Below are 25,750 nucleotides of genomic sequence, written 5' to 3'. Positions count from 1 at the left end.
CTCGCTCGGGACCGGGGTGGGCGCTGTCGGCACCCGCGGCGTCGTGCGCTCCTCGGTCATGAGGTGAGTCTAGTGCCGCCCTCAGATCCGCTGCAGCGCGTGCACGGGAACCTCGCCGAGGGCGGTGCGCCCGTCGAGGAAGCCCAGCTCCATCAGTACGGCGAAGCCGACCGGCTCCGCGCCGCAGCGCCGGACCAGGTCGCAGGTGGCGCCCGCGGTACCGCCGGTGGCGAGCACGTCGTCGACGAGGAGCACGCGCTCCCCCGGTGCGACGGCGTCCTGGTGGAGCTCGAGCACGGCCTCGCCGTACTCGAGGGCGTAGTCGACCTGGTGGGTGTCGTGCGGCAGCTTGCCGGCCTTGCGGACCGGGGCGAAGCCGACGCCGAGGGTCAGCGCGACGGGCGCCGCGAGGATGAACCCGCGGGCCTCCATGCCGACGACCTTGTCGACGACGACCGCGCCGCTCTCGTCGCGCCCGGCCGCGGCCATCGCCTCGACGACCGCGCCGAAGCCGACCGGGTCGGCCAGCAGTGGCGTGATGTCCTTGAACACGATGCCCGGCTCCGGGAAGTCCGCGATGTCGCGGACCAGCCGGGTGAGCGCGTCGACCGCGCGCTCGCGGACGTCGTCGCGAACGCTCACCGCGCTACTTCTTGCCGCGCTTGGACCGCGTCTGGCGCACCGGCTGCTTGCGACCCGAGCTCCCGCTCTCGTTGACCGGACGGCTGTTGGTCGGGACCACGCGGCCCTTGCCGACGGCCTCCGTGTTGGGTGCCGTACGACGGGGAGCCGGCTCCTCGTCGACCTCGATCTCGAACTCCTCCTCGAGCAGCTCGTCCGGGATCTCGTCGGGGTCGCCGCCGCGACGGCCGGCGACGGGCGTGTCGTCGGTGGCGGCGGGGACCGAGGCGTAGCGGTCGGCGAGCGCGCGCTGCTTGGCCTTGGCGCGCCGCGCCTGGACCTGCATCTCGCTCTCCTGCATCTTCAGGTGGACCAGCACGCGCGGGGCGAGCATCACCGAGGAGTAGACGCCGACGCCCATGCCGACGAACTGTGCGAGCGCGAGGTCCTGCAGCGAGCTGGCACCGAGCTGGACGGCGGAGACGTAGAGGATCGCGCCGATCGGGATGAGCGCGACGATCGAGGTGTTGATCGAGCGCACCAGGGTCTGGTTGACCGCGAGGTTGGCCGCGTCGGCGTACGACTGGGTGTTCTTGCGGAGAACGGTGGTGTTCTCCTTGATCTTGTCGAACACGACGACGGTGTCGTAGAGCGAGAAGCCGAGGATCGCCAGCACACCCGTGACCGCGGCGGGCGTCACCTGGAAGCCGGACAGCGCGTAGACGCCGACGGTCAGCATGACGTCGTGGATCAGCGCGACCAGCGCGGCGACCGACATCCGCCACTCGCGGAAGTAGCCCCAGATGAACAGCACGACGAGCAGCAGGAAGATGCCGACGCCGATGGCCGCGCGCTTGGCGACCTCCTGCCCCCAGCTCGGACCGATGTCCTGGACGGACAGGTCGTTCTCGGCGACGTTCGGGAACTCGTCGTGGACCAGCGCGGCGATCTCGCCGCGCTGCTTCTCGCTGAGGTTCTCGACCTGGATCACCAGGGCGGAGTCACCCTCGGTGGTGACCGTGGGGTTCTCAGCGTTCTGGATGCCGGAGTCGGCGACCTTGGTCCGCAGGTCGTCGGCGGCCGACTGGGTGGCCTCGCCGGCGCCCACCGGCACCGAGACCGTCGTGCCGCCGGTGAACTCGACGCCCATGTTGAGCGGCTTGACGAACAGCACCAGCACCGCGAGCCCGACCAGCACACCGGAGATGAGGTAGAAGAGCCACGGCTTGCCGATGAAGTTGATCGACTTGCGGCCCTGGTAGAGCTCGTTGCCGAGCCGGGACATCTTGCCCATCAGGCGTCACCTCCGGCGACGGCGGAACGACGGGGGCGGGAGGGCGTGATGTCCATGCCCAGCGTCTCCTTGCTGAGGCCGGACAGCTTGTGCCCGGAGTTGAACGCCTTGAACTGCGCGAGCCAGGACACCATCGGCTTGGTGAACCAGAACAGCACCGCGAGGTCGATGAGGGTGGTCAGGCCCAGCGCGAAGCCGAAGCCCTTCACCGCACCGGTGGCGAAGATGTAGAGCACCAGCGCCGAGAGGATCTGGACCGTGTTGGCCGCGACCCGGGTGACTCGCGCCCGGGCCCATCCCGTCTCGACCGCGACCCGCATCGACTTGCCCTCGCGCATCTCGTCACGGATGCGTTCGAAGAAGATGACGAACGAGTCGGCGGTGATGCCGACCGCGATGACCAGTCCGGCGATGCCGGGCAGGGTCAGCGTGAAGCCGGCGGTCTTGCTCAGCAGGAGCACCAGGGCGTAGGTGATCGCCGCGGCCACGAACAGCGAGCTGACGACCACCAGGCCGAGGCCGCGGTAGTAGAAGAGGCAGTAGAGCATCACCAGGATGAGGCCGATGGCGCCCGCGGTCAGGCCCGCGGAGAGCTGGTTGCCGGCCAGCGACGGGCCGATCTCCTCGACGGAGGTCTGCTTGTCGTTGAACTTGATCGGCAGCGCACCGAACTTGAGGCTGTTGGCGAGGTCGAGCGCCTCCTGCTCGGTGAAGTCACCCTCGATCTGCGAGCGACCGTCGGTGATGACGCTGTTGAGGACCGGGTAGGTCAGCACCTGGCCGTCGAGGACCACGGCGAACTGCTCGTCGGTGCCGGCGAAGGCACGGGTGACGGCCTCGAAGTCCGAGGCGGCGCCCGCGGAGCCCTTCGGGTGCGCGCGGTCCTTGCTGTTGCCCATCTCGATGGCGACGACCCAGCCGACGCCGTTCTGCGGGGTCTGGGCGCTCGCGTTGTCGAGCTCGGTGCCCTCGACGACGGAGCGGCTCAGCAGGAACTTGATCGCCGGGGTGGTCTCGTCACCGTTCTTGTCCTTCTCGGGCTCCGTGCACGCCACGAGCGGCTTGTCCGGGTCGTCGACCTGGTCGGCGGGCTTGCCGTCGGCGTCGACGACGACGCCCTTGGCGTCGCAGGTGTAGCTGTTGAACAGCGCGATCGCGGCCTGGTCGGGGCTGCGGGACCAGGCGATGTCGTCCTTCACGGTCCACGCCTTGCCGTCGCCGCCCGGGTCCTCGGCGGTCGGGGTGCCGGTCGCGCCGTCGGTCGGCGTACCGGACGGGGCGTCGGTGGCCGGGGCGTCTGTCGCCGTGCCCGACGCGGTGTCGGTGGCGCCGTCGGAGGCAGCGTCGGAAGGGGCGTCCGACGGGGTGTCGGTCGGGTCGTCCTCGGCGAGCGAGAGCGGAGCGCGGCCCAGGCCCATGCCGCCGGTGCTGGCACCGGACGTGTCGCACCCGGCCGGGCGGGCGTCGGAGCAGGCGACGAGGCGGAAGCGCAGCTGCGCCTGGCGCTTGACGGTCTCCTCGAGCTGGTTGCGGTTCTTGGTCTTGCCCGGGACCTCGACCACGATGTTGCGGCCGCCCTGGGTGGTGACCGCGGCCTCGGCGACACCGGAGCCGTTGACGCGCTGGTCGATGATCCGGCGGGCCTCGTCGAGGTTCTCCTTCGAGGGCGCCTTGAGCGCGGTCAGCGTGATCCGGGTGCCGCCCTGCAGGTCGAGGCCCAGCGCGGGCCGCCAGGGGGTTTCGGGGTCCTTCACGCCGGCCTGCGAGAGCGCGGTGAGGCCGTAGAGCACGGCCAGGGCGAGGAAGAAGACGATCAGGTGGCGCCCAGGGCGCGGACGGCGGGACGCCATGCTCAGCGCTCCTCTTCGTCGTCGGGACGGTCGGTCAGGTCGTGGGAGGCGGTCTCCTCGGGTGCCTCCTCGGCGTCGCGACGCACGGACGCGACCGCGCCCCGCACCACCCGGATCACCACTCCGGGCGCGAGCTCGACCTCGAGGTGGTCGTCGGCCTCTCCCGTGATGGTGCCGAAGATGCCGGACGTCAGCATCACGTCGTCGCCGACGGCGAGGGACGCCTGCAGGGAGGCGGCCTCCTTGCGCTGGCGCGAGGCGGGGCGGATGATCAGCAGCCAGAAGATGGCCGCGATCGCCACGATCGGCAGCAGGGACGCAGCGTCTTTCACAGACAAACCTCTCCAAAGGGCACGGACGGACACCGCAGGACGAAGCCGTCCCCGGGACCGCCGGTCAGTGTAGCCACGGACCCGTGGGAAAACCTGATCGATGCCGGTCAGTCCTCGAAGAGGGTCGGCCCGGCCTCGTCGTACGGCAGCACGGGCGGGGTGAGCCCGAGGTGGATCCAGGCGGCCGGGGTGGCGATCCGGCCGCGCGGGGTGCGGGCGAGGAAGCCGTTGCGGACCAGGAAGGGCTCGGCGACCTCCTCGACGGTCTCCCGCTCCTCGCCGACCGCGACGGCCAGCGTGGAGACACCGACCGGTCCCCCGCCGAAGCGCCGGCACAGGGCGTCGAGCACGGCGCGGTCGAGCCGGTCGAGGCCGAGCTCGTCGACCTCGTAGAGGTCGAGGGCGGCCTGCGCGACGGGTCGGGTGACGACACCGTTGGCCCGGACCTGGGCGTAGTCGCGCACCCGGCGCAGCAGCCGGTTGGCGATGCGCGGCGTGCCGCGGGAGCGGCCGGCGATCTCGGAAGAGCCGTCGTGGGCCAGGTCGACGCCGAGCAGGTCGGCGGAGCGGCGCACGATCCGGTCGAGCTCGTCGGGCTCGTAGAACTCGAGGTGGGCGGTGAAGCCGAACCGGTCGCGCAGCGGGCCGGGCAGCAGGCCGGCCCGGGTGGTGGCGCCGACCAGGGTGAACGGCGGCAGCTCGAGCGGGATCGCGGTGGCACCGGGCCCCTTGCCGATCACGACGTCGACCCGGAAGTCCTCCATGGCGAGGTAGAGCATCTCCTCGGCCGGGCGCGACATCCGGTGGATCTCGTCGACGAAGAGCACCTCGCCCTCGCCCAGGCCCGACAGGATCGCCGCGAGGTCGCCGGCGTGGGTGATCGCGGGGCCGCTGGTGATGCGCAGCGGCGCGTTCATCTCGTGGGAGATGATCATCGCCAGCGTGGTCTTGCCGAGCCCGGGCGGGCCGGAGAGCAGCACGTGGTCGGGCGCCCTCCCCCGCTGCCGTGCCGCCTCGAGGACCAGGCCGAGCTGGTCGCGGACCCGGGACTGGCCGACCACCTCGTCGAGGCTGCGCGGACGCAGCGCTGCCTCGACCGCGCGCTCGTCGCCCTCGGCCTCGGCGGCGGTCAGCGAGCGGAGGTGGAGGTCCTCCGCCGCCTCGAGCTCGTCCTCGTGGAAGGGCATGTCCTACCTTCTCAGGCCTTCGAGAGCGAGCGCAGGGCGGCCCGCAGCAGCGCGCGTACGTCGGGAGCCGCGCCGGCCTCGCCCGCGACCGCGTCGACCGCCTTGTCGGCGTCCTTGGCGTTGTAGCCGAGCCCGACCAGGCCCTGGTGGACCTGGTCGCGCCAGGCCGCGTCGGCGACTGGGCCGGCGCCGGAGGTGCCGGGAGCGACGCCGATGCGGTCCTTGAGCTCGAGGATGATCCGCTGCGCGCCCTTCTGCCCGATGCCGGGCACCTTGGTGAGGGTGCGCACGTCGTCGGAGGCGATGGCGTTGCGCACCCCGTCGGGCGAGAGCACCGCGACGATGGCCTGGGCGAGCTTGGGCCCGACCCCGGAGGCGGTCTGGACGAGCTCGAAGATCGTCTTCTCCTCCTCGTCGGCGAAGCCGTAGAGGGTGAGGGAGTCCTCGCGCACGATCATGCTGGTGGGCAGCGTCGCCGTGGACCCGGTGCGCAGCTGGGCGAGGGTGCCGGGCGTGCACATCAGCTCGAGGCCGACTCCCCCGACCTCGACGACGGCGCTGGTGAGGGTGAGCGCGGCCACCTGGCCGCGGACGAACGCGATCAACGGGTCCTCCTGCCCGCGGCCGCGAGGGCCGCGTCGATGCGCGCCTGCGAGCCGCCGCGCCAGATGTGGGTGATCGCCAGGGCGAGCGCGTCGGCCGCGTCGGCCGGCTTCGGGGCCGCGTCGAGGCGCAGGATCCGGGCCACCATCGAGCCGACCTGGGCCTTGTCGGCGCGGCCGTTGCCGGACACCGCGGCCTTCACCTCGCTCGGCGTGTGCAGCGCGACCGGCAGCCCGCGCCGGGCCGCGCAGACCATCGCGATGCCGGCGGCCTGAGCGGTGCCCATGATCGTGCTGACGTCGGACCGGGCGAAGATCCGCTCGATCGCGACCGCGTCGGGCTGGTACTCGTCGAGCCGGGCGTCGATCCCCCGCTCGATGGTCACCAACCGCTCGGGCACGGCCAGCTGTGCTGACGTCCGCACGACGCTCACGTCGACCAGCGTCAGCGGACGGCCGATCGAGCCCTCGACCACGCCGAGGCCGCAGCGGGTCAGCCCCGGGTCGATCCCGAGCACGCGCACGTCGTCACCTTTCGCCCGAACATGTGTTCGGACCCAAGGTAGGCGACCCGGTCCCGCCGTGGCGGCGGGACACGCCGGGTCAGTCTTCGATCTGGTCGAGGACCTCGTCGGGGATGTCGGCGTTGGTGAAGACGTTCTGCACGTCATCGAGGTCGTCGACCGCGTCGACGAGCTTGAACACCTTGCCGGCGGCGGCCGGGTCGGCGACCGGGATGTCCATGGTCGCGACGAACTGGACCTCGGCGGAGTCGTAGTCGATGCCGGCGTCCTGCAGCGCCGTGCGGACCGCGACGACGTCGGTGGCCTCGGACTGGACCTCGAAGCTGTCGCCGAGGTCGGCGACCTCCTCGGCACCCGCGTCGAGGGTGGCCTCGAGCAGGTCGTCCTCGGAGACCTCCTTGGCCTCCTGGCTCTTGGCGACCACGACCACGCCCTTGCGGGTGAACAGCCGCGAGACCGAGCCCGGGTCGGCCATGGTGCCGCCGTTGCGGGTGACCGCGGTGCGGACCTCCATCGCGGCGCGGTTGCGGTTGTCGGTGAGGCACTCGACGAGGAGCGCGACGCCCTGGGGTCCGTAGACCTCGTACATGATCGTCTCGTAGTCGACGCCGCCGCCCTCGAGACCGCCGCCGCGCTTGACAGCGGAGTCGATGTTCTTGTTGGGCACCGACTGCTTCTTGGCCTTCTGGATGGCGTCGAAGAGCGTCGGGTTCCCGGAGGGGTCGGGGCCACCCATCTTCGCGGCGATCTCGATGTTCTTGATCAGCTTCGCGAAGAGCTTGCCGCGCTTGGCGTCGATCGCGGCCTTCTTGTGCTTCGTGGTCGCCCACTTGGAGTGGCCAGACATCAGTCCCTCTGTCTCTCAGCATTGTCTCTGGGCAAGCGCAGGCACCTCCTCGGGCACCGACGCACCGATGCGCTCGGTGACGGCCGTGGAGTCTACCCGGGGCCACACGAACAGCGCGTCGGCCCAGCGGTGACGCCGCAGGCGGACCAGCAGGGCCCCCACCGCCAGCGGTACGACGACCGCCACCGGCACGACCAGCCGCGGCTCGGTCACGCCGAGGCGGTGGACCAGCCGGACGGCGTACACCATCACGATCAGGTGGCAGGCGTAGTAGACGACCGACTGACGCCCGATCGTCGCCAGGAACCCCCACCGGAAGCGGCCGACGAGGTCCGTCACGACGCCCGGGACCCGCGGGCCGACGACGCGCCCGAGCAGGTCGCCGACGAGGAACCATCCGGCGAGCGTGACGAACCGGTGGAGGTCGCTGGACCCGATCGTGGCGCCGAGGAGCAGCAGCGTGGGCGCGGCGATGCTGCGTGCCCACGCGGGCAGCGGCGTGGCGAGCACGTGGTAGCAGAACAGAAAGGCGAGGAACCACAGGTAGCCCGACGGGTTGTAGAGCGCCAGCCGGGACAGGTCGGGCGGCAGCGGCTCGCCGGTCGCGAGCAGGTGGAGGCACACCTGGGTGAGGTCCAGGCTCGCCCACACGACGTACGGCCACAGCACGGCGCGTGCCTTGCCGCTGAGGTGGCGCCGTGGCCCCTTCGCCAGCGAGCGGGCCAGCAGCAGGCCGGAGAGCCCCATCAGCAGCGGCATCCGGTAGTGCGCCAGCTCCTGGTTGACCTCCGACAGCCAGATCAGTGGCCCGCCGACGAGCTCGGCGTGGAACAGCACGACCGCCACGATCGCGAGGCCGCGCATCCCGTCCATCCACTGCTGGCGCACCCGCCGACGATCGCGCGCCGCGACGTCGTCCGGGCGACCACACCGGGAACGCCGGCTGAACTACCCGACGAGCTACCCGACGAGCTGCCCGACGAGCTACCCGACGAGGTCGAGGAAGTACCGGTGCACCCGGCCGTCCCCGTCGACCTCCGGGTGGAAGGACGTCGCCATCAGGTGCCCCTGCCGTACGGCGACCGGGTGGCCCTGCGCCTCGGCGAGCACCTCGACCTCGGGACCGGTGCGCTCGACCCACGGCGCGCGGATGAAGACGGCGTGCACGGGGTCGGCCAGTCCCGTGAAGGGCAGGTCGGCCTCGAACGAGTCGACCTGGCGGCCGAACGCGTTGCGGCGCACGGTCACGTCGAGGCCGCCGATCGTCTCCTGGTCGGAGGTGCCGCCCTCGATCCGGTCGGCCAGCAGGATCATCCCGGCACAGGTGCCGAAGGTCGGCATCCCGTCGCCGACCCGGGCCCGCAGCGGCTCGAGCAGCTCGAAGGTCCGGGCCAGCTTGGCCATGGTGGTCGACTCGCCTCCCGGGAGGACCAGGCCGTCGCAGCGCTCGAGCTCGGCCGGGCGCCGGACGGGGAAGGCGTCGGCACCGAGGGCCGTGAGGGTGTGGAGGTGCTCGCGCACGTCACCTTGCAGCGCGAAGACTCCGATCGAGGGCATGGGCACCGATCCTAGGGCCGGGTCTCGCCGCGCTCCCCAGCGAGGGCACGAAGCAGGCCGCGACGAGCACGATCCACCACCACAACGGGATCCGCGGGCTCATCTCGATGCCGTAGCGTCCGGCACGGTCTCGGCGGGTGATGAGCACCGAGCCGACCTCGCCGTCGCGCAGGTCGACGTGGGGCCCGCGGTGGGCCTGGAGCCGGACCGGGGCGAGCCCGGTGGACACGTACGTCGCTCGCGCACCTCCCGGCACCTCGCCGAAGCCGAGCTCCTGGGCGCGGACCAGCGGCCGGTGCACCACGATCGCGACGCTGAGCACGAGAGCGGTGCCGACGATGGCGACGGGCAGGCGCCAGGAGCGCTCCCGCAGCGTGACCACGACGAGCCAGAGCAGCAGCCCGCCGATGAGCAGCACGGGCGCGGCGACGACCAGCCACCCGACGCCGTACCAGCGCATCACGACCCGGCCGACCAGGTCGTCCGCGGTGAGCCGCCACGGGTCGCGGGAGGTGATCTCGCCCTGGGTCTCGAAGGTGCCGTCGGCGTGGATCGCCGCGATCCGGTGGCTGTAGCTGACCTCGTCGTGCCCGGGCGGGTGGAAGGTGACGAAGTCGCCCACCCGCAGGTTCGTCGCTTCGACGGGCTCGACCCACAGCAGCGTGTTGACCGGCGCGACGGTGCCCATCGACGCGGTCTCGACCCGTTCCCACCGCCCACCGTCCAGCCGCCAGGCGCCGGCCGCGACCACCCCTGCCACGAGCACGGCGAGCAGCGACCACTGGAGGACGGCGAGCAGTCGGCGGGCGCTCACCGGGGTCCCCGCGGCGTTGTTCGGGGGAGCGAAGCGGAGGAGAAGAACGTCGTGGGGTGGTTCATGCGAGGAACACGTCCCCGGGGTCGCCGCTCCACTGCATCGTCATGGTCCACCCGGTGGCGGGGCTGGTGCCGTAGGTGAAGGCCAACGGGACGTACAGCCGAAGGCCGGTGATGTCGGTGCTGTAGCTCGCGCCGCGGGTGGTGCTCATCGTCAGGCCCTGGGCCTGGCCGGCCGCCGGGGCCGCGATCGTGCGGGGGTTGTTGCCGGGCGCGACCAGGTTGGTGAGGCTGGTGGCGACGACGGTGGCGGCCGGGTTCGTGAACGTGAGGCTGACGTTGACCTGGCTGCACGGGTTCGCCATCGCGCCGGGCAGAAGGCCGGCGTACGTCGTCACGCCGTCGTCGTCGAGCATCCAGAGCGAGGCGGTGCCGCTGAGCCCGGTCACGGTGGTCCGGTAGGCGGTCGCCGTGGCTGCCGAGGACAGGGAGGACACCGCGGCAGCGCCGAGAGCGGTGCTCCTGTTGACGAAGGCACCGGAGAGGGCGCCGTGGAAGTACGCCGATGTCGGGGCCGTGAGGCCGGTGAAGTCGGCCCAGCCCAGGTGCCAGTAGCCGGTGGTGCTGGTCAGCAGGGTGAGCCCGGAGCCCGAGGCCACGAGGGCGCCGTCGACGTAGAGCTTGACCGTCTTGGTCAGCGTGATCACCCCGGTCGTGTCGACGGTCAGGACCGCGAGGTGCCAGCCGGAGGTGTACGCCGCGGCGCTGGCGCCGGTGATGTTGAGGCCGAGGGTGCCGTTGGCCGAGAAGCTCACGTGGCCGGCGCTGTCGAGCCAGACCATCGGGTTCCCGGTCGCGGAGGCGGCGTCGGACAGGCTCGCGTCCAGGCTGATCAGCCCGCCGCCCTGCCCGTCCGCGGCCTTGAACCAGACGCCGATGCTGTAGCTGTTGGAGAGCAGGCCCAGCAGTCCCGAGCCGTTGGTGCCGACGATGTCGCTGGCGTACGCCGAGCCGCTGAGCGCCGTCGCGGAGGTCGTGCCCCACGGATCGGTCTGCTGGAACGCGACGGTGCTGCGCGGCAGCATCGGGTCGCTGGCCTGCTGGGTGTTGGCGTGCCGCACGGGGGCGCAGGACGCGGCGGTCAGGCTCTGCGTGATCGCCCGGCCGCTGGTGTTGGTGATCGCGTCGTTGCTGCTGGCCGGGGCGCCCGCGCCCGGAGTGAGGGTCGGACCGCACGCCACGGTGGCGGTGCGCGGGCCGCCGGCGCAGGTGGTCGCGCCGTAGGCGTGGGTGACCGAGAGGGTGCCGACGGCGGCGGTGTCCGTGGCGTTGACCACCGCCCCGGCGGTCCAGCCGGACAGGGTGCTCGACGTACCGGCGACCAGGCCGAGCAGGGCCACTCCCCCGACGAGGAGCGTCCAGCTGCTCGGCCGGATCACTTGTTCAGCGTCCAGCTCAAGGGGTGACTCACCGTCAGCCCCTGGTCGAGCACGGAGGCGTTGGAGGGCAGTGCGACGGTGAACCGGCAGGTCGCCGACGCGCCCGAGGCGAGCCCGGCCGCGTGGGTCAGCGTGGGGATGCTCGATGCCGCGCCGGCCGGGTAGACGAGGTCGGTCCAGGCCGAGCCCGCGGCGTACGTCGACCCGTTGGAGCAGCTGACCGCGACCGTGAGGTCGGTCGTGCAGAGGTTGTTGGGCGTCGGCGTGCCTGTCGACGGGGTGGACGTGCAGGTGCCGGGTGTGAGCACGAAGCTGGACGCATTGGCAGCGCCGAGGTTGGTGAACACGACGTCGGTCACTTGGCTGCCGCCGGGGCTCAGCGGGGCCGTGGTGCCGCCGTACTTGTTGATCGTGGTGCAGGTCGCGCTGTTCGCGGCACCGTCGCTCGAGCGGCAGGTCTGCGAGGAGTGCGCGACGGTGCCGTCGGGACCGACCTCCTGCAGGATCACCGCCGTGCTGCTGGCGACGGTGTTCGTGCTGTTGGAGAGGATCGCGCTGGTCCAGTCGGACAGGGTGCCGTTGACGCTCAGGCCGAGCAGCGCGGCGGCCAGCGCACAGGCACCAAGCACGAGACCCCTCGGGCCGGGGCGAAGACGTCGACGGTCGGCGTGCCTGCGGGATGCGTGCGATGCCATGCGAGCCTCCTCAGCTCAGCGTCCAGACCAGGGGTTGGGTCGCGATCTGCCCGGCGACCTGGGGTGAGGCCGACGCGGGCAGCGCGACGTCGAAGGTGCAGTCGGTCGACGCGCCCGGGGCGAGGGTCGCCGCGACCGTGAGCTCGGCGAGCGCGGAGAGGACGACCGGGGTGGCCGACGTGTCGACGGTGCCGGGCGCGGTGCAGACGACGGTGAGCGTGGCGACGTCGCAAAGCTCGGCCGACGCGGTGGGGCTGCCGGCCGAGGTGGCGCAGGTGCCGGGAGTCAGTGTCAGGCCGCCGCTTCCGGTGCCCGTGTTGGTGAGGGTCACGGTGACCGTCTGGTGGTCCCCGGGACCGAGGGGCACGGCGGTGCCGCCGTACTTGTCGATGGTCGAGCAGGTCGCACTGTTGCCGGACCCACCGCCGTCGGTGGAGGTGCACACCACGTCGCCGGGGCCCGTCTCCTGGAGGATCAGCGACTGTGCGGCCTCGACGGCATTGCTGTCGTTGGTGAGGATCGCCCTGGTCCAGCTGGACAGGGTGCCGCTGATCCCGAGCACCAGCAGCGTCGCCGCGAGCGCGCCGGCCACCGCGAGCACGAGGCTCCGGCGGCGGCGCGGGTCACGGGGACGGACGATTGCCATACCGGTTCATCGGCTGCACCGCTGACCGGCTGAGGACTTTCGTCCGGGGTGGTTCTCAGGCGGTGCCGCAGTACATCCACCAGTTCGGGCCGCCTGGACGCGGCCCGGAGTGCAGGAGGGTCGTGGTCGGCGAACCGACGTTGCTGTGGTTGCTCGCGAGCCGGGTCCACACCTTGGCGTAGTAGCTGTCGTTGCCGCCGCCTCCGCTCACGATGCCGAAGGTCAGGGCGACCGTCCCGGGTGCGTTGACCGGGTTGAGCGTGCCGGAGCTGTAGAGGGTCCCGCCCGGGCTGGCGCCCTTCCAGAGCTCCCAGTAGAACTCGTACTGCGCCCCGAGGCCGGTCCAGGTGAGCTGCGCCTGCTCCTTGTCCTGGCCGCTGCCCTCCTTCGAGGTGCAGGTCGGCTGCTGGTGGGTGACCGCGGACGGGGTGCTCGCGGCGACCGTGGCGCTCGCCGAGTCGGTCCAGTACGCCGACGTGAACGCCCAGGGCGTCGCGCCTGTCGCGCCGAGGCCGATCCCGGCGACCACGGTGGCCACGAGGCCGACCGGGACGAGCCGCCGGCCACGTCCGAAGCCGGTCAGCAGCAGGCCGGCCACCAGAACCGCCGCGGTGGCGAGCCCGTACGGGCTGGCGGCTGCGTTGAGCACGTGGCCGGCGTACGGAACGCCGAGGGCCACCCGGTCGGCCGAGCCGACGTCGTAGGTCTGCACGTCGGAGACGTCGTTCGCGTCGCCCCGCAGCGTGAGCACGGCCCGGTCGCCCCGGCCGTCGACGGCGACGATCCGGTGGGTGACCCGCGCACCGCCGGCGTCGTGGACGCTGACGACGTCACCGACCCGCAGGTCGGCCGCGTCGACCTGACGGGCGATGCCGAGCGCGCCGGCGTCGTACGCCGGGCTCATCGAGCCCGAGGCGAACACCAGCGGGGTCACGTTGAGCGCCCAGCCGGCGAGGAGGGAGAGCAGACAGAGCGCGCCGAGCACTCCCCCGGCCCACAGGAGCGCCTCGCGCGCCATCCGCTTCGTACCGGGCATCACGACGGCTCCTGCTTGGCGGGGAAGGTGAAGGTCACGGTGGAGCTCGCGCTGGAGGCGATGTTCGAACCGGCCGGCAGCGTGACCTGGAGGCACAGGTCGTGCGACTGCCCGGTCGTCAGGGTCAGGTCCATGGCCTGGTTGAAGCCGTTGAGCGTGGCGCCGGCGGTGCCGATGAGGGTTCCGCCCGTGCAGGTTCCGCCGCTGACCGTGCCACCGCGCCGCACCGTGAGCCTCAACGCTGCGCCGAGGGCGTTGGCCGCGCTCGCCTGGACCCGGTAGGACAGCCTGGCGTTGCCCCGGCTGTTGTTGGAGACGGTCATGACCGCGGCTCGGCTGGTGCCGTCGGCCAGGCTGGCCAGCGACAGGTCGCCCCAATTGCTGATCGTCTCGGGCCGCACCCGCTGGTTCGACTCGAGGTCGAGGTGGAGGGTGCCGCTCTGCACAGTGACGCCCTGGGCGACCTTCTGATCGGTCCAGTACGCCGAGGTGGCGACCGCTCCGGTGCCGAGGAGCAGCCCGGCCGAGAGCAGGGCCCGGGTGCGACCGTGGCCGAACCACCCGGCGCGCTGCGCGCGGTGCCGCGCGACCCGCCTAGCCACGGGCCACCCCCCGTCGGCCGCGCCGCGTCGGTCGGACCAGGGCGATGCCGGCGCCGATGAGACCGGCGGCGAGCCAGACCAGCCCGACACCGAACGGGGATCCCGTGTCCGGCAAGGCGCCACCGGACACCTCGCCGTCCTCGTCGCCGTCGCCGCCGGAGCTCTCGCCGGCGACCTCGCCGTCCTCGGAGAGGGTCACCCGGACGTCGAACGGAACGACCTCGTCCATGTGGGCCGTGGTCTCGGGACGGAAGGTGCCGCGCACCGTGACCGTGGTGTCCGCGCCCTTCGGTACGTCGAGCACCGCCGGCTGGAGCCGCGTGGTGCCGGCCGACACCTCGACCCACGCACCGGAGCCGAGGCGCGCCTCGAGCAGGAGGTCGGGCGAGGCGAGCAGGCCCGCGGGGTCGCTGGCGACGACGTCGACGGTGACCTCACCGGCCGACGGGCCACCGTTGCGGATCCGGAAGCTGCGCTCCTCGACGTCCCCCGGCACCCAGAGGAAGCCCGGGGCGAACAGGGGCGCGGCGAGCTGGTGGGACCACGTCACACCGTCGGCGCTGAGCCCGATCTCGTCGTCCGCGAACGCCGGCGCGGCCGTGACAGCGACAGCCACGACGGCTGCGGCCACGAGCGAGGCGAGACGGCGGATCATGGTGGTGGGCCTTCCTTCGTGCTTCGGGTGGATTCGGGGTGGATCAGGTCCGGCCGCGGCGCCGGGCCAGGAGCAGCAGTGCGGTGAGCCCGGCAACGGTGGCGGCGACGACCGCGACGGCGATCGGGCTGCCCGGCGTCGCTGCCTGCTGGACCTCGTCGAGTCGTGGTGCGCTGCCGGCGTCCACGTCGGGGACCGGTTCCGGTTCCCCGGCCGGGTCGCCGCCCCTGCCACGCCGGCGGTCACGGACGGCCCCCACGAACATGAAGGCCGCGTACCCGATCAGCGCCGTCGAGACGACGAGCACCGCGATCTGCCGCTGTCCGCCGTTGAGTGCGTTGTTGACGTAGCCGAGGTACGGGACGGCGTACCAGAGGCGGCCACGCACCTGCACCGGCCGTACCTGCGCCGGATCGGGTACGTCATTGGCGTCCCCCTGGGTGGTGAACACCGTCTTCCCGTCGAGCCGGGTGTCGACCGACGTGATCCGGTGGGTCACGACGGTCGACTCGCCCGACTCGAGCTGGTAGGTGACGACGTCGCCGACCCGGAGCTGGTCCGCGTCGACCGGCTTCACCACCACCAGGGTTCCCGGCGGGAGGTGCGGCCGCATCGACCCGGTCAGCACCGTGTACGGCGTGGCGCCGGCCAGGCGCGGCACGAGCACCGCGGCCGTGATCGACGCGAGTGCCACCAGGATCAGCAGCCAGGCCAGGACCAGGCCGCCGAAGCGGAGGACTCTCATCGACGCGCGTCCACGGGTGCCGTGCCGGACCGGCTCAGGCAGCGTCGTGGTTCTGCGTCACCTTGACGGTCAGCCCGTCCAGCGTGGCCGAGAGTCCGGCCAGCTGGTTGGAGTCGTTGTCCTCGGCGCCGTACGGCCAGTCGATGGAGATGTCGACCGTGATCGAGTCGTTGTTGGCGACCGTCACGCCGGTGGCACTGGCCTGGGTCACCCCGTTGCGCTTCACCGAGGTCGTCACGTCGAGCTCGTCGATGAGCGCCTGGGCGCCGGTGACGTCGGTCGGCGCGGTGACCGCGAAGTCGGCCTTCTTGAGGTGCTCGCCCGCGATGTCGAGCTTGTAGGTGCACGACTTGGTCAGCTTGTCGCCCGGCACCAGCAGCTGGCTGGTGTAGGTCGCGCCACCGTCGAGGATCCAACCGTTGCCGCAGCTCGCGTCGGTCAGCTTGAGGTGACCGCTCGAGATGGACGTGCCCGTGGCCGTCACCGAGTCGGTCCAGAACGCCAGGGTGCCCGCACCACCCATGAGCAGGACGGCCGCGGTTCCCGCCGCGAGTGCGCCCTTCGTCGTCTTCTTCATCTGTTCTCCAGTCCCCATGCCTGTTGTCCCCAGGTCTGGTTGTCATGGTCACGGCGCAGGAAGCGCGCCTGTGATCCGCAACGAAGGCAAACACAGCGGGGCACGCCCCGTCCGGCGAATGGGGACTTTGGTCCCAGAACAGGCCCGGGGCCGTGGTCCGGAGTGATCAGGACCACGGCCCCGGTCGGGTCGTGCGAGTGGGCGGGCAGGTCCCGCCCGGGGTCACCAGCCGCGCTCGGCGAACTGGATCGAGCGGGCCGGCTCGTCGACGTTGATGCCGACCATGGCCTCGCCCAGGCCGCGCGAGACCTTCGCGACCACGTCGGGGTCGTCGTGGAAGGTCGTGGCCTTCACGATCGCCTCGGCCCGCTGGGCGGGGTTGCCGGACTTGAAGATGCCGGAGCCGACGAACACGCCCTCGGCACCGAGCTGCATCATCATCGCGGCGTCGGCCGGAGTGGCGATGCCACCCGCGGTGAACAGCACGACCGGCAGCTTGCCGGTGCGCGCGACCTCGACCACCAGGTCGTAGGGAGCCTGGAGCTCCTTCGCGGCGACGTACAGCTCGTCGTCGGCCAGCGAGCCGAGTCGGCGGATCTCGGCGCGGATGGTGCGCATGTGAGTGACCGCGTTGGACACGTCGCCGGTGCCGGCCTCGCCCTTGGAGCGGATCATGGCCGCGCCCTCGGTGATCCGGCGCAGCGCCTCACCCAGGTTGGTCGCGCCGCACACGAAGGGAACCGTGAAGGCCCACTTGTCGATGTGGTTGGCGTAGTCGGCCGGGGTGAGGACCTCGGACTCGTCGATGTAGTCGACACCGAGCGACTGCAGGACCTGGGCCTCGGCGAAGTGACCGATCCGGGCCTTCGCCATCACCGGGATCGAGACGGCCTCGATGATGCCGTCGATCATGTCGGGATCGCTCATCCGCGACACGCCACCCTGGGCGCGGATGTCGGCGGGGACCCGCTCCAGCGCCATCACGGCGACCGCGCCGGCGTCCTCGGCGATCTTCGCCTGCTCGGGGGTGACGACGTCCATGATGACGCCACCCTTGAGCATCTCGGCCATGCCACGCTTGACCCGGGTGGTGCCGTGCTCCTGCTGCTCGCTCATGTGACCAATCGTACGGCGGCGAGCCGGTGCGCTACGCGGGGGGCTGGCCCTCGGACGCGAGCGCCTGCCGGCGTACCTTCAGCACCCGGAAGACGACCGTGTAGGTGCTCGCCAGGGCCAGTGCCCAGAGGGTGACGTACATCAGGATCGGGAGGTCGAACATGCCCGCGAGACCGGTCATCACGAGGATCGAGACCAGCCGGTCGGCCCGCTCGGCGATGCCGCCCTTGGCGTCCATCCCGAGGGACTCGGCGCGGGCCCGGGCGTAGGAGGTGACCGAGCCCATCACCAGGCACCACAGGGTCACGCACAGGTAGAGGTAGCTGTCGCCCTGGTCCTCCCCGGTGCCGGCGAAGTAGAGGGCGAGGCCGCCGAAGATCGCGCCGTCGCCGATCCGGTCGAGGGTGGAGTCCCAGAAGGCACCGAACTTGGAGACCCGGCCGGTCTCGCGGGCCATCCGCCCGTCGATGAGGTCGCTGAACACGAACGCCGTGATGAACAGGACACCGATCAGCAGCTCGCCCTGGGGGAAGAAGATCAGGGCACCCGCGCTGACGCCGAGGGTGCCGACGAGAGTCACCGCGTCGGGGCTGATGCCCAGCCGGATGAACAGCCGCACCACCGGGTGCAGCACGGTCCCGGCCCAGAACTCCTTGAAGCGCTCCAACACGGGTCGAGAACATACCCTCGATCCCCCACAGGCTGACTACCGAGCACCGACATACGGGCTACTACTGCCAGGCGTCCGCGAGCAGATCGCGGGTCTCCCCCAGCAGCTGCGGCAGGGTCTTGGTGCCGCCGATCACCGTCATGAAGTTCGCGTCCCCCGACCAGCGCGGTACGACGTGCTGGTGCAGGTGGCCCGAGAGCGATCCGCCCGCGGCGCCGCCGAGGTTGAGCCCGACGTTGAACGCGTGCGGCTGGGACACCGCGCGGATGGTGCGCAGCGCCGCCTTGGTCAGCGCGGTCACCTCGTCGGTCTCCTCGTCGTCGAGATCGAGGTAGTCGGCGACGTGGCGGTAGGGCAGCACCATCAGGTGGCCGGGGTTGTAGGGGTACAGGTTGAGCACGACGTAGGCCGTGCGTCCTCGCACCACCACGAGCTCGTCGTCGGTGGAGGTCGCCGGGTCGTCGGTGATCCGGCAGAACGGGCAGGCCGGACGCGGGTCGGCGTGCGCCGGCTGCTCCGGGTCGTCGGCCTCGCCGCGGACATAGGCCATCCGGTGCGGCGTCCACAGCCGGTCGAGCCCGTCGGGCCCGGTGGTGGGGCTCATGCGCCGCCCTCGGAGCCGGGGTCGTCGGTGGGGCCGAGGGTCTGGAGCAGCTGGGCGACCGGCAGGTCGGGGAGGTTGAGGCCGCGCGAGAGTGCCATGCCGTTGATCTGCAGCCAGATCGACTCGGACAGGATGCTGATGCACGCGTCGATGCCGGGCTCGCGCACGGGGCGCTCCAGCCAGCGGCGGACCGCGGCGAACACGGCGCCGATCATGCCGAACACCCACGGGTCGAGGGCGGCACGGTCGTCGTCGGAGAGCTCGACGCCCATCGCCGCGACGACGATGGCCATGATCCCCTCGATGCCCTCGGCGACCTGCTCGACGGCCTGGCTCAGCGGGCTCGGGCCCCAGCCGGCGAGGTCGCGCTCGGCGAACCAGTAGAGCGTGGGGTGGGCCTCGGCCCAGCGGATGAAGCTGCCGACGATGCGGTGGATGATCTGGTCCGGGGTGCCGTCGTAGGACAGTGCGGGCAGCAGCTCCACGCCGACCTGCTCGCAGACCGCGCGCTGCACGGCCCGGTCGAGGTCGGAGCGGTCCTCGAAGTGGCGGTAGATGACGGTCCGGCTCATGCCGGCCTCGTCGGCGACCGCCTGGACCTGGACCTCCTCGCCCGGCGCCTGGCGCTCGAGCACGGCGATCGCCGCGTCGATGATCACCTGGCGGCGCACCTGGTTGTGCTCCTGCCAGCGACGCCGGCGCCCGTCGAGCGGCTCGGTGTCCACACCCTCGCTGGTCATGAGGAAACCCTCTCACGTCGCCCCATGGGCACGACCCCGGTCACGAGAACCGGTGGAACCAGCGACCGAGGTCGGCCGCGATCCCCGGACAGGTGAGGTTCAGGTCGCGTTCCTGCTCCACCCACTGTCCCATGACGGCGACGCCACCCTGGATGGACCAGTCGGGTCCGCAGCGGTGGAGCGCCTCCTCCCGTGAGGTCTGGCCAGCGGCCCGCCACTCCGGGACGCCGCCGAGGCTCAGGTCGCCGACGACGCGCTGGTAGAGGTGAGGTGTGGAGTAGACGCCGATCGCGAAGCCGGCGTCGGTGTAGCCGCGGGCCACGCCCTCGATCACCGCCGCGTTGGCCTGCAGGTCGGTGCTCCAGTCGAAGTTCGGGACCGGCTCGACGTCGATCCACACGATCGGGCTGACCACGCCGACCTGGCCCATGGTGCCGATGTTGAACCTGGCCTGCTGGTAGCCGACGTTGCGCAGCCTGCCGAGCCGGTCGGTCGCCTCGAACGGGCCGTCGGCGCCGTACTTCTTCAGCGTGGCCGCGCTCGGGTAGCTCGACACGGCGTACACCGACACGAGGACGTCGTTGGCCTTCGCCCATGCGACCTGGTCGGCCAGGCACGGGTTCGGCGTGAAGCCGGGGCCGTTGGTGAGCCCGAGGACGACGTACTCCGCCTCGGGCAGCGGCATCGGCAGCCCCTTACCCTGCTTCTCCGGGATGCCGGTGCCGGGCGGGCACTGCGGCCAGCTCACGTCGCCGCCGAGCACCTCGCCGTCGCGCGGGGCGATGTCGCTGGTCGGCTGTTGACCGGCGTTGCGCGCGGCCTCCTCGGCCAGCTTCGCCAGGTCGCTGGCGTCGGCGCCGGGATCGCCGGCGTCACCGCCGGGCGCGCCGTCGACGGCCGTGTCGGTGGCGGTCGGCGTACTGACCGGCGGGAGCGGCGGGGCGCCCGAGGGCGTGGACCCGCCGCACCCGACGAGTACGGCGGCGAGCGCCGTGGCGGCGCAGGTCAGCGCGACCCGCCGACCGGCGCCGCCCATGGCTCAGACCTGCTCGCGGGACTCGACCGCGGCCACGACGCGGGCGACCGCCTCGGCGATCGGGACACCGTTGTCCTGGCGCCCGTCGCGGTAGCGGAAGCTGACCGCGCCCGCCTCGAGGTCCTGGTCGCCGGCGATGACCATGAAGGGCACCTTCTGCAGCTGGGCGTTGCGGATCTTCTTCTGCATCCGGTCGTCCGACTCGTCGATCTCGACCCGGATCGCGTGCTTCCGCAGCTCGGCGGCCACCTCGTGCAGGTAGTCGACGTGCCGCTCGGCGATCGGGATGCCCTGCACCTGGACGGGGGCCAGCCACGGAGGGAACGCGCCGGCGTAGTGCTCGACGAGGACGCCCATGAAGCGCTCGATCGAGCCGAACTTCGCCGAGTGGATCATGACCGGCTGCTGGCGGGTGCCGTCCGCGGCGACGTACTCCAGGTTGAAGCGGTCGGGCGAGGGCTGGTTGAAGTCGTACTGGACGGTGCCCATCTGCCAGGTCCGGCCGATCGCGTCCTTGGCCTGGACCGAGATCTTCGGGCCGTAGTACGCCGCTCCGCCCGGGTCGGGCACGAGCTCGAGCCCGGTCGCGCGGGCGACGTCCTCGAGCACCTGGGTCGCCTTCGCCCAGTCCTCGTCGGAGCCGATGAACTTGTCCTTGGACTCGTCGCGGGTCGAGAGCTCCAGGTAGAAGTCCTCGATCCCGAAGTCGCGCAGCAGGCTGAGCATGAAGTTGAGCAGGTGCTCGACCTCGGCCGGGGCCTGCTCCGGGGTGACGTAGGAGTGCGAGTCGTCCTGGGCGAAGCCGCGCACCCGGGTCAGGCCGTGGATCACGCCGGACTTCTCGTGCCGGTAGACGTGGCCGAACTCGAACAGGCGCAACGGCAGCTCGCGGTAGGAGCGCTGCCGCGAGCGGTAGATGAGGTTGTGCATCGGGCAGTTCATCGCCTTGAGGCGGTACTCCATGCCGTCGACGTCGAGCGCGGGGTACATGCCCTCGCCGTAGTAGGGCAGGTGCCCGGAGGTGTAGAAGAGTCCCTCCTTGGCGATGTGCGGGGTGCCGACGTACTCGAAGCCCTCGGCGATGTGGCGCTCGCGGACGTAGTCCTCCATCGCCCGCTTGATCACGCCGCCCTTGGGGTGGAAGACCGGCAGCCCGGAGCCGATCTCGTCGGGGAAGCTGAACAGGTCGAGCTCGCGCCCGAGCTTGCGGTGGTCGCGGCGCTCGGCCTCCTCGAGCCGGTGCAGGTGGGCGTCGAGCTCGTCCTTGCTCGGCCAGGCGGTGCCGTAGATGCGCTGGAGCTGCTTGTTCTTCTCGTCGCCGCGCCAGTAGGCCGCCGCGCTGCGCATCAGCTTGAACGCGGGGATCCGCTTGGTGGTCGGCAGGTGCGGGCCCCGGCAGAGGTCCTTCCAGGCGACCTCGCCGTTGCGGTTGATGTTGTCGTAGATCGTCAGCTCGCCGGCGCCGACCTCGGCGCTGGCTCCCTCCGCGGCTTCGCCCGCGTTGCCCTTGAGACCGATGAGCTCGACCTTGTAGGGCTCATCGGCGAGCTCGACCAGCGCGTCCTCGTCGGTGGTGACCCGCCGGTCGAAGCGCTGGTTCTCCTTGACGATCTTGCGCATCGCGGTCTCGAGCTTGACCAGGTCCTCGGGCACGAACGGGGTCTCGACGTCGAAGTCGTAGTAGAAGCCGTCCTCGATCGGCGGGCCGATGCCGAGCTTGGCCTCGGGGAACACCTGCTGCACGGCCTGGGCCAGCACGTGGGCGGTGGAGTGCCGCAGGATGTCGAGACCGTCGGGGCTGCCGATGAGCACGCCCTCCACCTCGTCGCCGTCGCCCAGGGCGTAGGAGAGGTCCTTGAGCTGGCCGTTGACACGCGCGGCGATGACGTCGGCGTCCTCGCGGAACAGCTCCCAGGCCTTCGTGCCCTCCGTGACCGTCTCCTCCTGGCGTGCGTCAGGGTTGAGTACGGCGACCTTGATGTCGGGCACGGAAGGGCTCCCTCGGTGGAACGTGGATGGCGGCGCGACCGGTCGGCGCGCCGGGTCACGATCGTACCGAGCCGAGCGGGGGTGCCGCGCGGCAGTTCGGCGACCCCGTCGTCGGACCGTGTGAACCCGCGCCGATCGCGTACCGCAGGACCATGGCAACCACTGCGACCCTGCACTTCACCACGCCCGGACTCGACGAGAAGGCGGCCGTGCGGGTCGTCGAGCTGCTCCAGAGTCGGCTCGACGCCTGCACCGACCTGCACCTGACGCTCAAGCACGTGCACTGGAACGTCGTCGGGCCGCACTTCATCGCGGTCCACGAGATGCTCGACCCCCAGGTCGAGACGGTTCGCGGCTTCGCGGACGCGCTCGCCGAGCGGATCGCGACGCTCGGCGGCTCGCCCCAGGGCACGCCGGGCGGCCTGGTCGGCCGGCGGGCGTGGGACGACTACGACATCGGCCGCGGCACCACCCAGCAGCACCTCGCGGCGCTCGACCTCGTCTACCAGGGCGTCATCACCACCTACCGTGACGGCATCAAGGAGCTCGACGACCTCGACCTGGTCACCCAGGACATGTTCATCGGGCAGACCGAGCAGCTGGAGCTGTTCCACTGGTTCGTCCGCGCGCACCTCGAGGACACCGGCGGCCGGCTGAGCACCGCCGGCGACACGACCGAGAAGGAAGCCGCCGCGGACGCCTGAGTCGGCTCACCCCGGCTGCAGCACCACCGTGATCATCGCGGCCCGGCTGGACGCGTCCGTCGATGCGGTCAGGGCGGGCGCGGTCCCCTCGGGCGCCGCTCCCCCGCCGTCGGCGAGGAGCGCGTCGATGTGCCCGCCGCTGGTGCCGATCGTCTCGTCGCGAACCGCCACGCCCGCGGGCGGCTGCCAGTCGGTCGTCGCCGAGGACTTGTCCGCCCAGTACGACACCACCCAGCGTCCGGCGCCGCTCACCGCGACGGCGGGAGTGGGGTGGGTCAGGGTGCTCGCGGGGTCGCCGCGGGTGGCGACGAGGGCGACCGGCGTCGTCCGGGAGGCGCCGGTGTAGGCCGCGACCTGGAGGGCTACCTTCGCGTAGCCGCTCAGCTGCACGCTCACCGGCGTCCCCGCGTCGGTGGCGCTCGCGACCCGCCGCCACAGCAGGGTCCGTTGCGAGCCGGTGACGAAGTCGGCCAGCTGGGTCCACCCGGCTGGTGGGGTCACGGTGAGGGTGGTGACGTTGAGCGTCGCGAAGAGCAGCAGCGCGTCCCCGTTGCGTACGGCGGCCGGCACCGTCACCGACGGCGCTGTGCTGTTGACGTTGGTCCGGGCGAGGGCCCGGAACCCGATCGGCGTGCTGTCCGCGACGGTGACCTGGTGGGTCACGGTGGCGGTCTGGCCGGCGGAGTCGGTCACGACCAGCGCGACGTCGTAGGTCCCCGGGGCGGCGTAGGTGCGGTTGGCGAGCGCACCTGTGGCGGTGCCGCCGTCGCCGAACGACCACTGCAGCGAGGCCAGCGGGCCCTGGTCGTCGAAGGAACCGGATCCGTCGAAGGTGCAGCTGAGCGCGCTGCAGCTGGACGTGAACGCCGCTGTCGGCGGCGTGTCCTGCTGTTGCGGCACGGTGTAGGCGAGGTGCAGCACGGGCGGCGTCGCGCCGTCGTGGGAGGACGCTCGGCGCTCGCCGGTGCCGGTCATCACGAAGGCGAGCGCGTTGCCCTGCCGCCACCCGGGCCGGCCGACGACCTCCTGCACGATGCTCCTCAGGTCGGTGGTCCGCTGGGCGGCACCGCGCTGGCCCGAGGTCCAGGCCGGCGGGCTCCAGGCGACCTGCGCCGCGGTCCGCGGCTTGGAGGAGACCGTGGTGGACGAGGTGGTGAAGGTCGGGGTGTCGTCGGCCGCGATGCCGCGCACCTGGATCGACGTGGCGGTGCTGGTCGAGCCGCTCGCGGCGAACTGGATCCACGCCTCGGTGATGCTCGCGCCGACCGGCACGGCGAGGTCGGCGAAGCGGATCCCGACGGTCTGGGTGGTGGTGCCGGCGTTGGGGACGTTCAGGGTCGCGCCGAGCCAGTCGGCGTACCCGGTGGGTCGCTGCTCGACGTCGTCGAAGGCCTTGGCGACCGGGGTGTCGAGCGGGCGTGGGGCGCCGCGGGCGACGACGGTGATGGTGACGTCGTCGGACGCGGTGAGCTGGCCGTCGGAAGCCGTGGCGCGCAGGACGTAGCTGCCCGGCGTGGTGAAGGTGGCGCTCGTCTGCGGCTGCGTGGGCGCCGAGAGGCTCACCGGGCCGGGCCCGGACACGGTGCTCCACTGCAGGCTCGCCGGTGCCGGCACGCCGTCGTCGCGGACGGTGGCGCTGACGTCGATCGGCGTACCGACCTCGACGGGTGCGTCCCTGCTGACGTCGACCACCGGAGCCAGGTTGCCGATCGACGGCAGGTCGGCGCGCAGCTCGTAGAGCCGGCCGTCGTTCTCGTTGGGGTTGGCGTCGTTGTCGACGCCGCGGTCGACGACGTAGTAGTCGTAGCGGCCCGGGTCGTTGCTCGCCGGGGCCACCGCGATACCGGCCGCGAACCGTTGGTTGGTCACCCCGATGTCGATCTGGGAGACCAGGACCAGGTCGCGGTTGAGCTCGTAGATCCGGTCCGAGGTGCTGTCGACGACCACGAGCGTGCCGCGACCCGGGTGGTAGCCGATGCCCTCGGGGTCCTCGGCGCCGTACCGCTGGATGTCGAACTCGGTGGCCGTGTCGTCCCCCGTGGGCGCGACGCCGTCGAAGACCCCGTTCGGCCCCGGCGAGACCCGGTGCACGTCGTTGTCGGCGCCGTCGAGAACGAACAGCTCGCCGGTCGGCGGGAAGTAGGTCACGTCCTCCGGGTCGGTGCTCCCGAACGCCGCCGTGCTGATCGAGGTGTGTCCGTCGTCGGCCGTGCCGTACCGCCCGTCCGCACCGGCGGTGATCTCGTGCACCCGGAACTGGTCGTCGTCCGAGACGTACACGTGCCCGTTGGCCGGGTTGCTGGCGATCCCCGCCGCCTCCTTGCTGTACGCCGTCGTGACGCCGCGGTCCACGATCGTCCCGGTCCGGGTCGTCTCCAGCACGTTCGCGTTCTGGAACACCGGCGTCTCGTCGACCTCGGAGTCGGAGATCAGGAAGTGGTCGCGCCCCGGCAGGTAGGTGATGCCCGCCGGGTCGGGCAGCGGCGTGGTCCAGGCCGCCGTCGAGATGTTCTGCACCAGGCTCGCCACCACCGTCGGCACCGCGGCCGATGCGGGCGGTGTCGCCGGGACGAGGGCCAGGCCCGTCGCGCCGAGCACGACGGCCGCCGCGGTGGGGAGCTTCATGGGTTCGACACTAGGAACGCTGCGGCGGCTCGCGCATACCCGGATTCGGTGAAGCCCGGAGACCGAGAAGCACAAGAGCCGCGCTCGATGAGCGCGGCTCTGCCGGTGCCGTCCGGTGGGCGATACTGGGTTCGAACCAGTGACCTCTTCGGTGTGAACGAAGCGCGCTACCACTGCGCCAATCGCCCGGACGCGGAACCGAAGGAACCGCGGTCGGAGACTCTAACGCATCTCGCGACCG

Annotated in this window: 27 protein-coding genes and 1 tRNA gene; 1 reads left to right on the top strand and 27 read right to left on the bottom strand. The window is 71.7% G+C overall.

Annotated elements, in window-relative coordinates:
* Nucleotides 1–81: 81 nt before the first annotated feature.
* The 25 genes from QI633_RS11490 to thrS all read right to left on the bottom strand — a co-directional run bounded on the left by QI633_RS11490 (nucleotide 82) and on the right by thrS (nucleotide 22,180).
* Complete coding sequence (locus QI633_RS11490) at nucleotides 82–642, bottom strand: adenine phosphoribosyltransferase (RefSeq protein ID WP_282429044.1); 561 nt, start codon at nucleotides 640–642, stop codon at nucleotides 82–84.
* A 4-nt stretch (nucleotides 643–646) separates the two neighbouring features.
* On the bottom strand, nucleotides 647–1,915 hold the full coding sequence (gene secF / locus QI633_RS11485) for a protein translocase subunit SecF (protein WP_141799076.1): 1,269 nt from the start codon (nucleotides 1,913–1,915) through the stop codon (nucleotides 647–649).
* Complete coding sequence (gene secD, locus QI633_RS11480) at nucleotides 1,915–3,765, bottom strand: protein translocase subunit SecD (RefSeq protein WP_141799077.1); 1,851 nt, start codon at nucleotides 3,763–3,765, stop codon at nucleotides 1,915–1,917. The genes secF and secD overlap by 1 nt, the downstream gene beginning before the upstream one ends.
* Nucleotides 3,766–3,767: 2 nt before the next feature.
* Nucleotides 3,768–4,097, bottom strand: a complete 330-nt coding sequence (gene yajC, locus QI633_RS11475; RefSeq protein ID WP_160158267.1) for a preprotein translocase subunit YajC — start codon at nucleotides 4,095–4,097, stop codon at nucleotides 3,768–3,770.
* Between the two features lie 107 nt (nucleotides 4,098–4,204).
* The gene (gene ruvB / locus QI633_RS11470; RefSeq protein ID WP_141799079.1) at nucleotides 4,205–5,284 is read right to left on the bottom strand and encodes a Holliday junction branch migration DNA helicase RuvB; all 1,080 of its coding nucleotides are present in this window, start codon (nucleotides 5,282–5,284) and stop codon (nucleotides 4,205–4,207) included.
* An 11-nt stretch (nucleotides 5,285–5,295) separates the two neighbouring features.
* On the bottom strand, nucleotides 5,296–5,889 hold the full coding sequence (gene ruvA / locus QI633_RS11465; protein WP_282429043.1) for a Holliday junction branch migration protein RuvA: 594 nt from the start codon (nucleotides 5,887–5,889) through the stop codon (nucleotides 5,296–5,298).
* The gene (ruvC, locus tag QI633_RS11460; protein ID WP_141799081.1) at nucleotides 5,886–6,410 is read right to left on the bottom strand and encodes a crossover junction endodeoxyribonuclease RuvC; all 525 of its coding nucleotides are present in this window, start codon (nucleotides 6,408–6,410) and stop codon (nucleotides 5,886–5,888) included. The genes ruvA and ruvC overlap by 4 nt, the downstream gene beginning before the upstream one ends.
* A gap of 79 nt (nucleotides 6,411–6,489) precedes the next feature.
* Entirely contained in the window at nucleotides 6,490–7,257 is a 768-nt protein-coding gene (locus QI633_RS11455) for a YebC/PmpR family DNA-binding transcriptional regulator (RefSeq protein WP_141799082.1), read from the bottom strand.
* A 15-nt stretch (nucleotides 7,258–7,272) separates the two neighbouring features.
* Nucleotides 7,273–8,145, bottom strand: a complete 873-nt coding sequence (locus QI633_RS11450) for an acyltransferase family protein (RefSeq protein ID WP_282429042.1) — start codon at nucleotides 8,143–8,145, stop codon at nucleotides 7,273–7,275.
* Nucleotides 8,146–8,241: 96 nt separating this feature from the next.
* Nucleotides 8,242–8,814, bottom strand: a complete 573-nt coding sequence (pdxT, locus tag QI633_RS11445) for a pyridoxal 5'-phosphate synthase glutaminase subunit PdxT (RefSeq protein ID WP_282429041.1) — start codon at nucleotides 8,812–8,814, stop codon at nucleotides 8,242–8,244.
* A complete protein-coding gene (locus tag QI633_RS11440) occupies nucleotides 8,780–9,628 on the bottom strand; it encodes a S26 family signal peptidase (RefSeq protein WP_282429040.1) in 849 nt (282 codons plus the stop codon). The genes pdxT and QI633_RS11440 overlap by 35 nt, the downstream gene beginning before the upstream one ends.
* A gap of 61 nt (nucleotides 9,629–9,689) precedes the next feature.
* Nucleotides 9,690–11,069 (bottom strand): LamG-like jellyroll fold domain-containing protein, encoded by a 1,380-nt coding sequence (locus tag QI633_RS11435; protein WP_282429039.1) that lies wholly within the window; start codon nucleotides 11,067–11,069, stop codon nucleotides 9,690–9,692.
* Nucleotides 11,066–11,764 carry a hypothetical protein gene (locus QI633_RS11430; protein ID WP_282429038.1) on the bottom strand — a complete coding sequence of 233 codons (699 nt, stop codon included), beginning with the start codon at nucleotides 11,762–11,764 and terminating at the stop codon, nucleotides 11,066–11,068. Before QI633_RS11430 ends, QI633_RS11435 begins: the two co-directional genes overlap by 4 nt.
* Nucleotides 11,765–11,774: 10 nt before the next feature.
* On the bottom strand, nucleotides 11,775–12,410 hold the full coding sequence (locus QI633_RS11425; RefSeq protein ID WP_282429037.1) for a hypothetical protein: 636 nt from the start codon (nucleotides 12,408–12,410) through the stop codon (nucleotides 11,775–11,777).
* 55 nt (nucleotides 12,411–12,465) lie between these two features.
* The gene (locus QI633_RS11420) at nucleotides 12,466–13,446 is read right to left on the bottom strand and encodes a signal peptidase I (RefSeq protein ID WP_282429036.1); all 981 of its coding nucleotides are present in this window, start codon (nucleotides 13,444–13,446) and stop codon (nucleotides 12,466–12,468) included.
* Complete coding sequence (locus QI633_RS11415) at nucleotides 13,446–14,048, bottom strand: SipW-dependent-type signal peptide-containing protein (protein ID WP_282429035.1); 603 nt, start codon at nucleotides 14,046–14,048, stop codon at nucleotides 13,446–13,448. Before QI633_RS11415 ends, QI633_RS11420 begins: the two co-directional genes overlap by 1 nt.
* A complete protein-coding gene (locus QI633_RS11410; RefSeq protein WP_282429034.1) occupies nucleotides 14,041–14,703 on the bottom strand; it encodes a hypothetical protein in 663 nt (220 codons plus the stop codon). The genes QI633_RS11415 and QI633_RS11410 overlap by 8 nt, the downstream gene beginning before the upstream one ends.
* Before the next feature lie 43 nt (nucleotides 14,704–14,746).
* Nucleotides 14,747–15,448: a signal peptidase I gene (locus QI633_RS11405; protein WP_282429033.1), complete on the bottom strand. Its 702-nt coding sequence runs from the start codon at nucleotides 15,446–15,448 to the stop codon at nucleotides 14,747–14,749.
* A gap of 34 nt (nucleotides 15,449–15,482) precedes the next feature.
* Entirely contained in the window at nucleotides 15,483–16,025 is a 543-nt protein-coding gene (locus QI633_RS11400; RefSeq protein ID WP_282429032.1) for an alternate-type signal peptide domain-containing protein, read from the bottom strand.
* A 222-nt stretch (nucleotides 16,026–16,247) separates the two neighbouring features.
* Nucleotides 16,248–17,141 carry a pyridoxal 5'-phosphate synthase lyase subunit PdxS gene (gene pdxS / locus QI633_RS11395; protein ID WP_141799089.1) on the bottom strand — a complete coding sequence of 298 codons (894 nt, stop codon included), beginning with the start codon at nucleotides 17,139–17,141 and terminating at the stop codon, nucleotides 16,248–16,250.
* 31 nt (nucleotides 17,142–17,172) lie between these two features.
* Nucleotides 17,173–17,811, bottom strand: a complete 639-nt coding sequence (gene pgsA / locus QI633_RS11390) for a phosphatidylinositol phosphate synthase (protein WP_141799090.1) — start codon at nucleotides 17,809–17,811, stop codon at nucleotides 17,173–17,175.
* Nucleotides 17,812–17,872: 61 nt separating this feature from the next.
* Nucleotides 17,873–18,415, bottom strand: coding sequence for an HIT domain-containing protein (locus QI633_RS11385; RefSeq protein WP_282429031.1), 543 nt, complete (start codon nucleotides 18,413–18,415; stop codon nucleotides 17,873–17,875).
* Nucleotides 18,412–19,155 (bottom strand): TetR/AcrR family transcriptional regulator, encoded by a 744-nt coding sequence (locus tag QI633_RS11380; RefSeq protein ID WP_282429030.1) that lies wholly within the window; start codon nucleotides 19,153–19,155, stop codon nucleotides 18,412–18,414. Before QI633_RS11380 ends, QI633_RS11385 begins: the two co-directional genes overlap by 4 nt.
* Nucleotides 19,156–19,195: 40 nt before the next feature.
* A complete protein-coding gene (locus QI633_RS11375) occupies nucleotides 19,196–20,191 on the bottom strand; it encodes a hypothetical protein (RefSeq protein ID WP_282429029.1) in 996 nt (331 codons plus the stop codon).
* A gap of 3 nt (nucleotides 20,192–20,194) precedes the next feature.
* Nucleotides 20,195–22,180: a threonine--tRNA ligase gene (thrS, locus tag QI633_RS11370; protein WP_282429028.1), complete on the bottom strand. Its 1,986-nt coding sequence runs from the start codon at nucleotides 22,178–22,180 to the stop codon at nucleotides 20,195–20,197.
* A gap of 152 nt (nucleotides 22,181–22,332) precedes the next feature.
* Between thrS and QI633_RS11365 the strand changes: the two genes are divergently transcribed.
* A complete protein-coding gene (locus tag QI633_RS11365; protein ID WP_282429027.1) occupies nucleotides 22,333–22,884 on the top strand; it encodes a DNA starvation/stationary phase protection protein in 552 nt (183 codons plus the stop codon).
* 6 nt (nucleotides 22,885–22,890) lie between these two features.
* On the opposite strand, the gene QI633_RS11360 is transcribed toward QI633_RS11365, so the two are convergent.
* Together QI633_RS11360 and QI633_RS11355 are read right to left on the bottom strand one after the other, a co-directional pair.
* Nucleotides 22,891–25,509: a PKD domain-containing protein gene (locus QI633_RS11360; RefSeq protein WP_282429026.1), complete on the bottom strand. Its 2,619-nt coding sequence runs from the start codon at nucleotides 25,507–25,509 to the stop codon at nucleotides 22,891–22,893.
* A gap of 116 nt (nucleotides 25,510–25,625) precedes the next feature.
* A tRNA-Val gene (locus QI633_RS11355) sits at nucleotides 25,626–25,697 on the bottom strand.
* Between the last annotated feature and the right edge of the window lie 53 nt (nucleotides 25,698–25,750).

The organism is Nocardioides sp. QY071 (genome assembly GCF_029961765.1).
Classification (GTDB): domain Bacteria; phylum Actinomycetota; class Actinomycetes; order Propionibacteriales; family Nocardioidaceae; genus Nocardioides.
The sequence above is the reverse complement of the archived record's forward strand: the minus strand, read 5'-3'. Positions and strand labels throughout refer to the sequence as shown.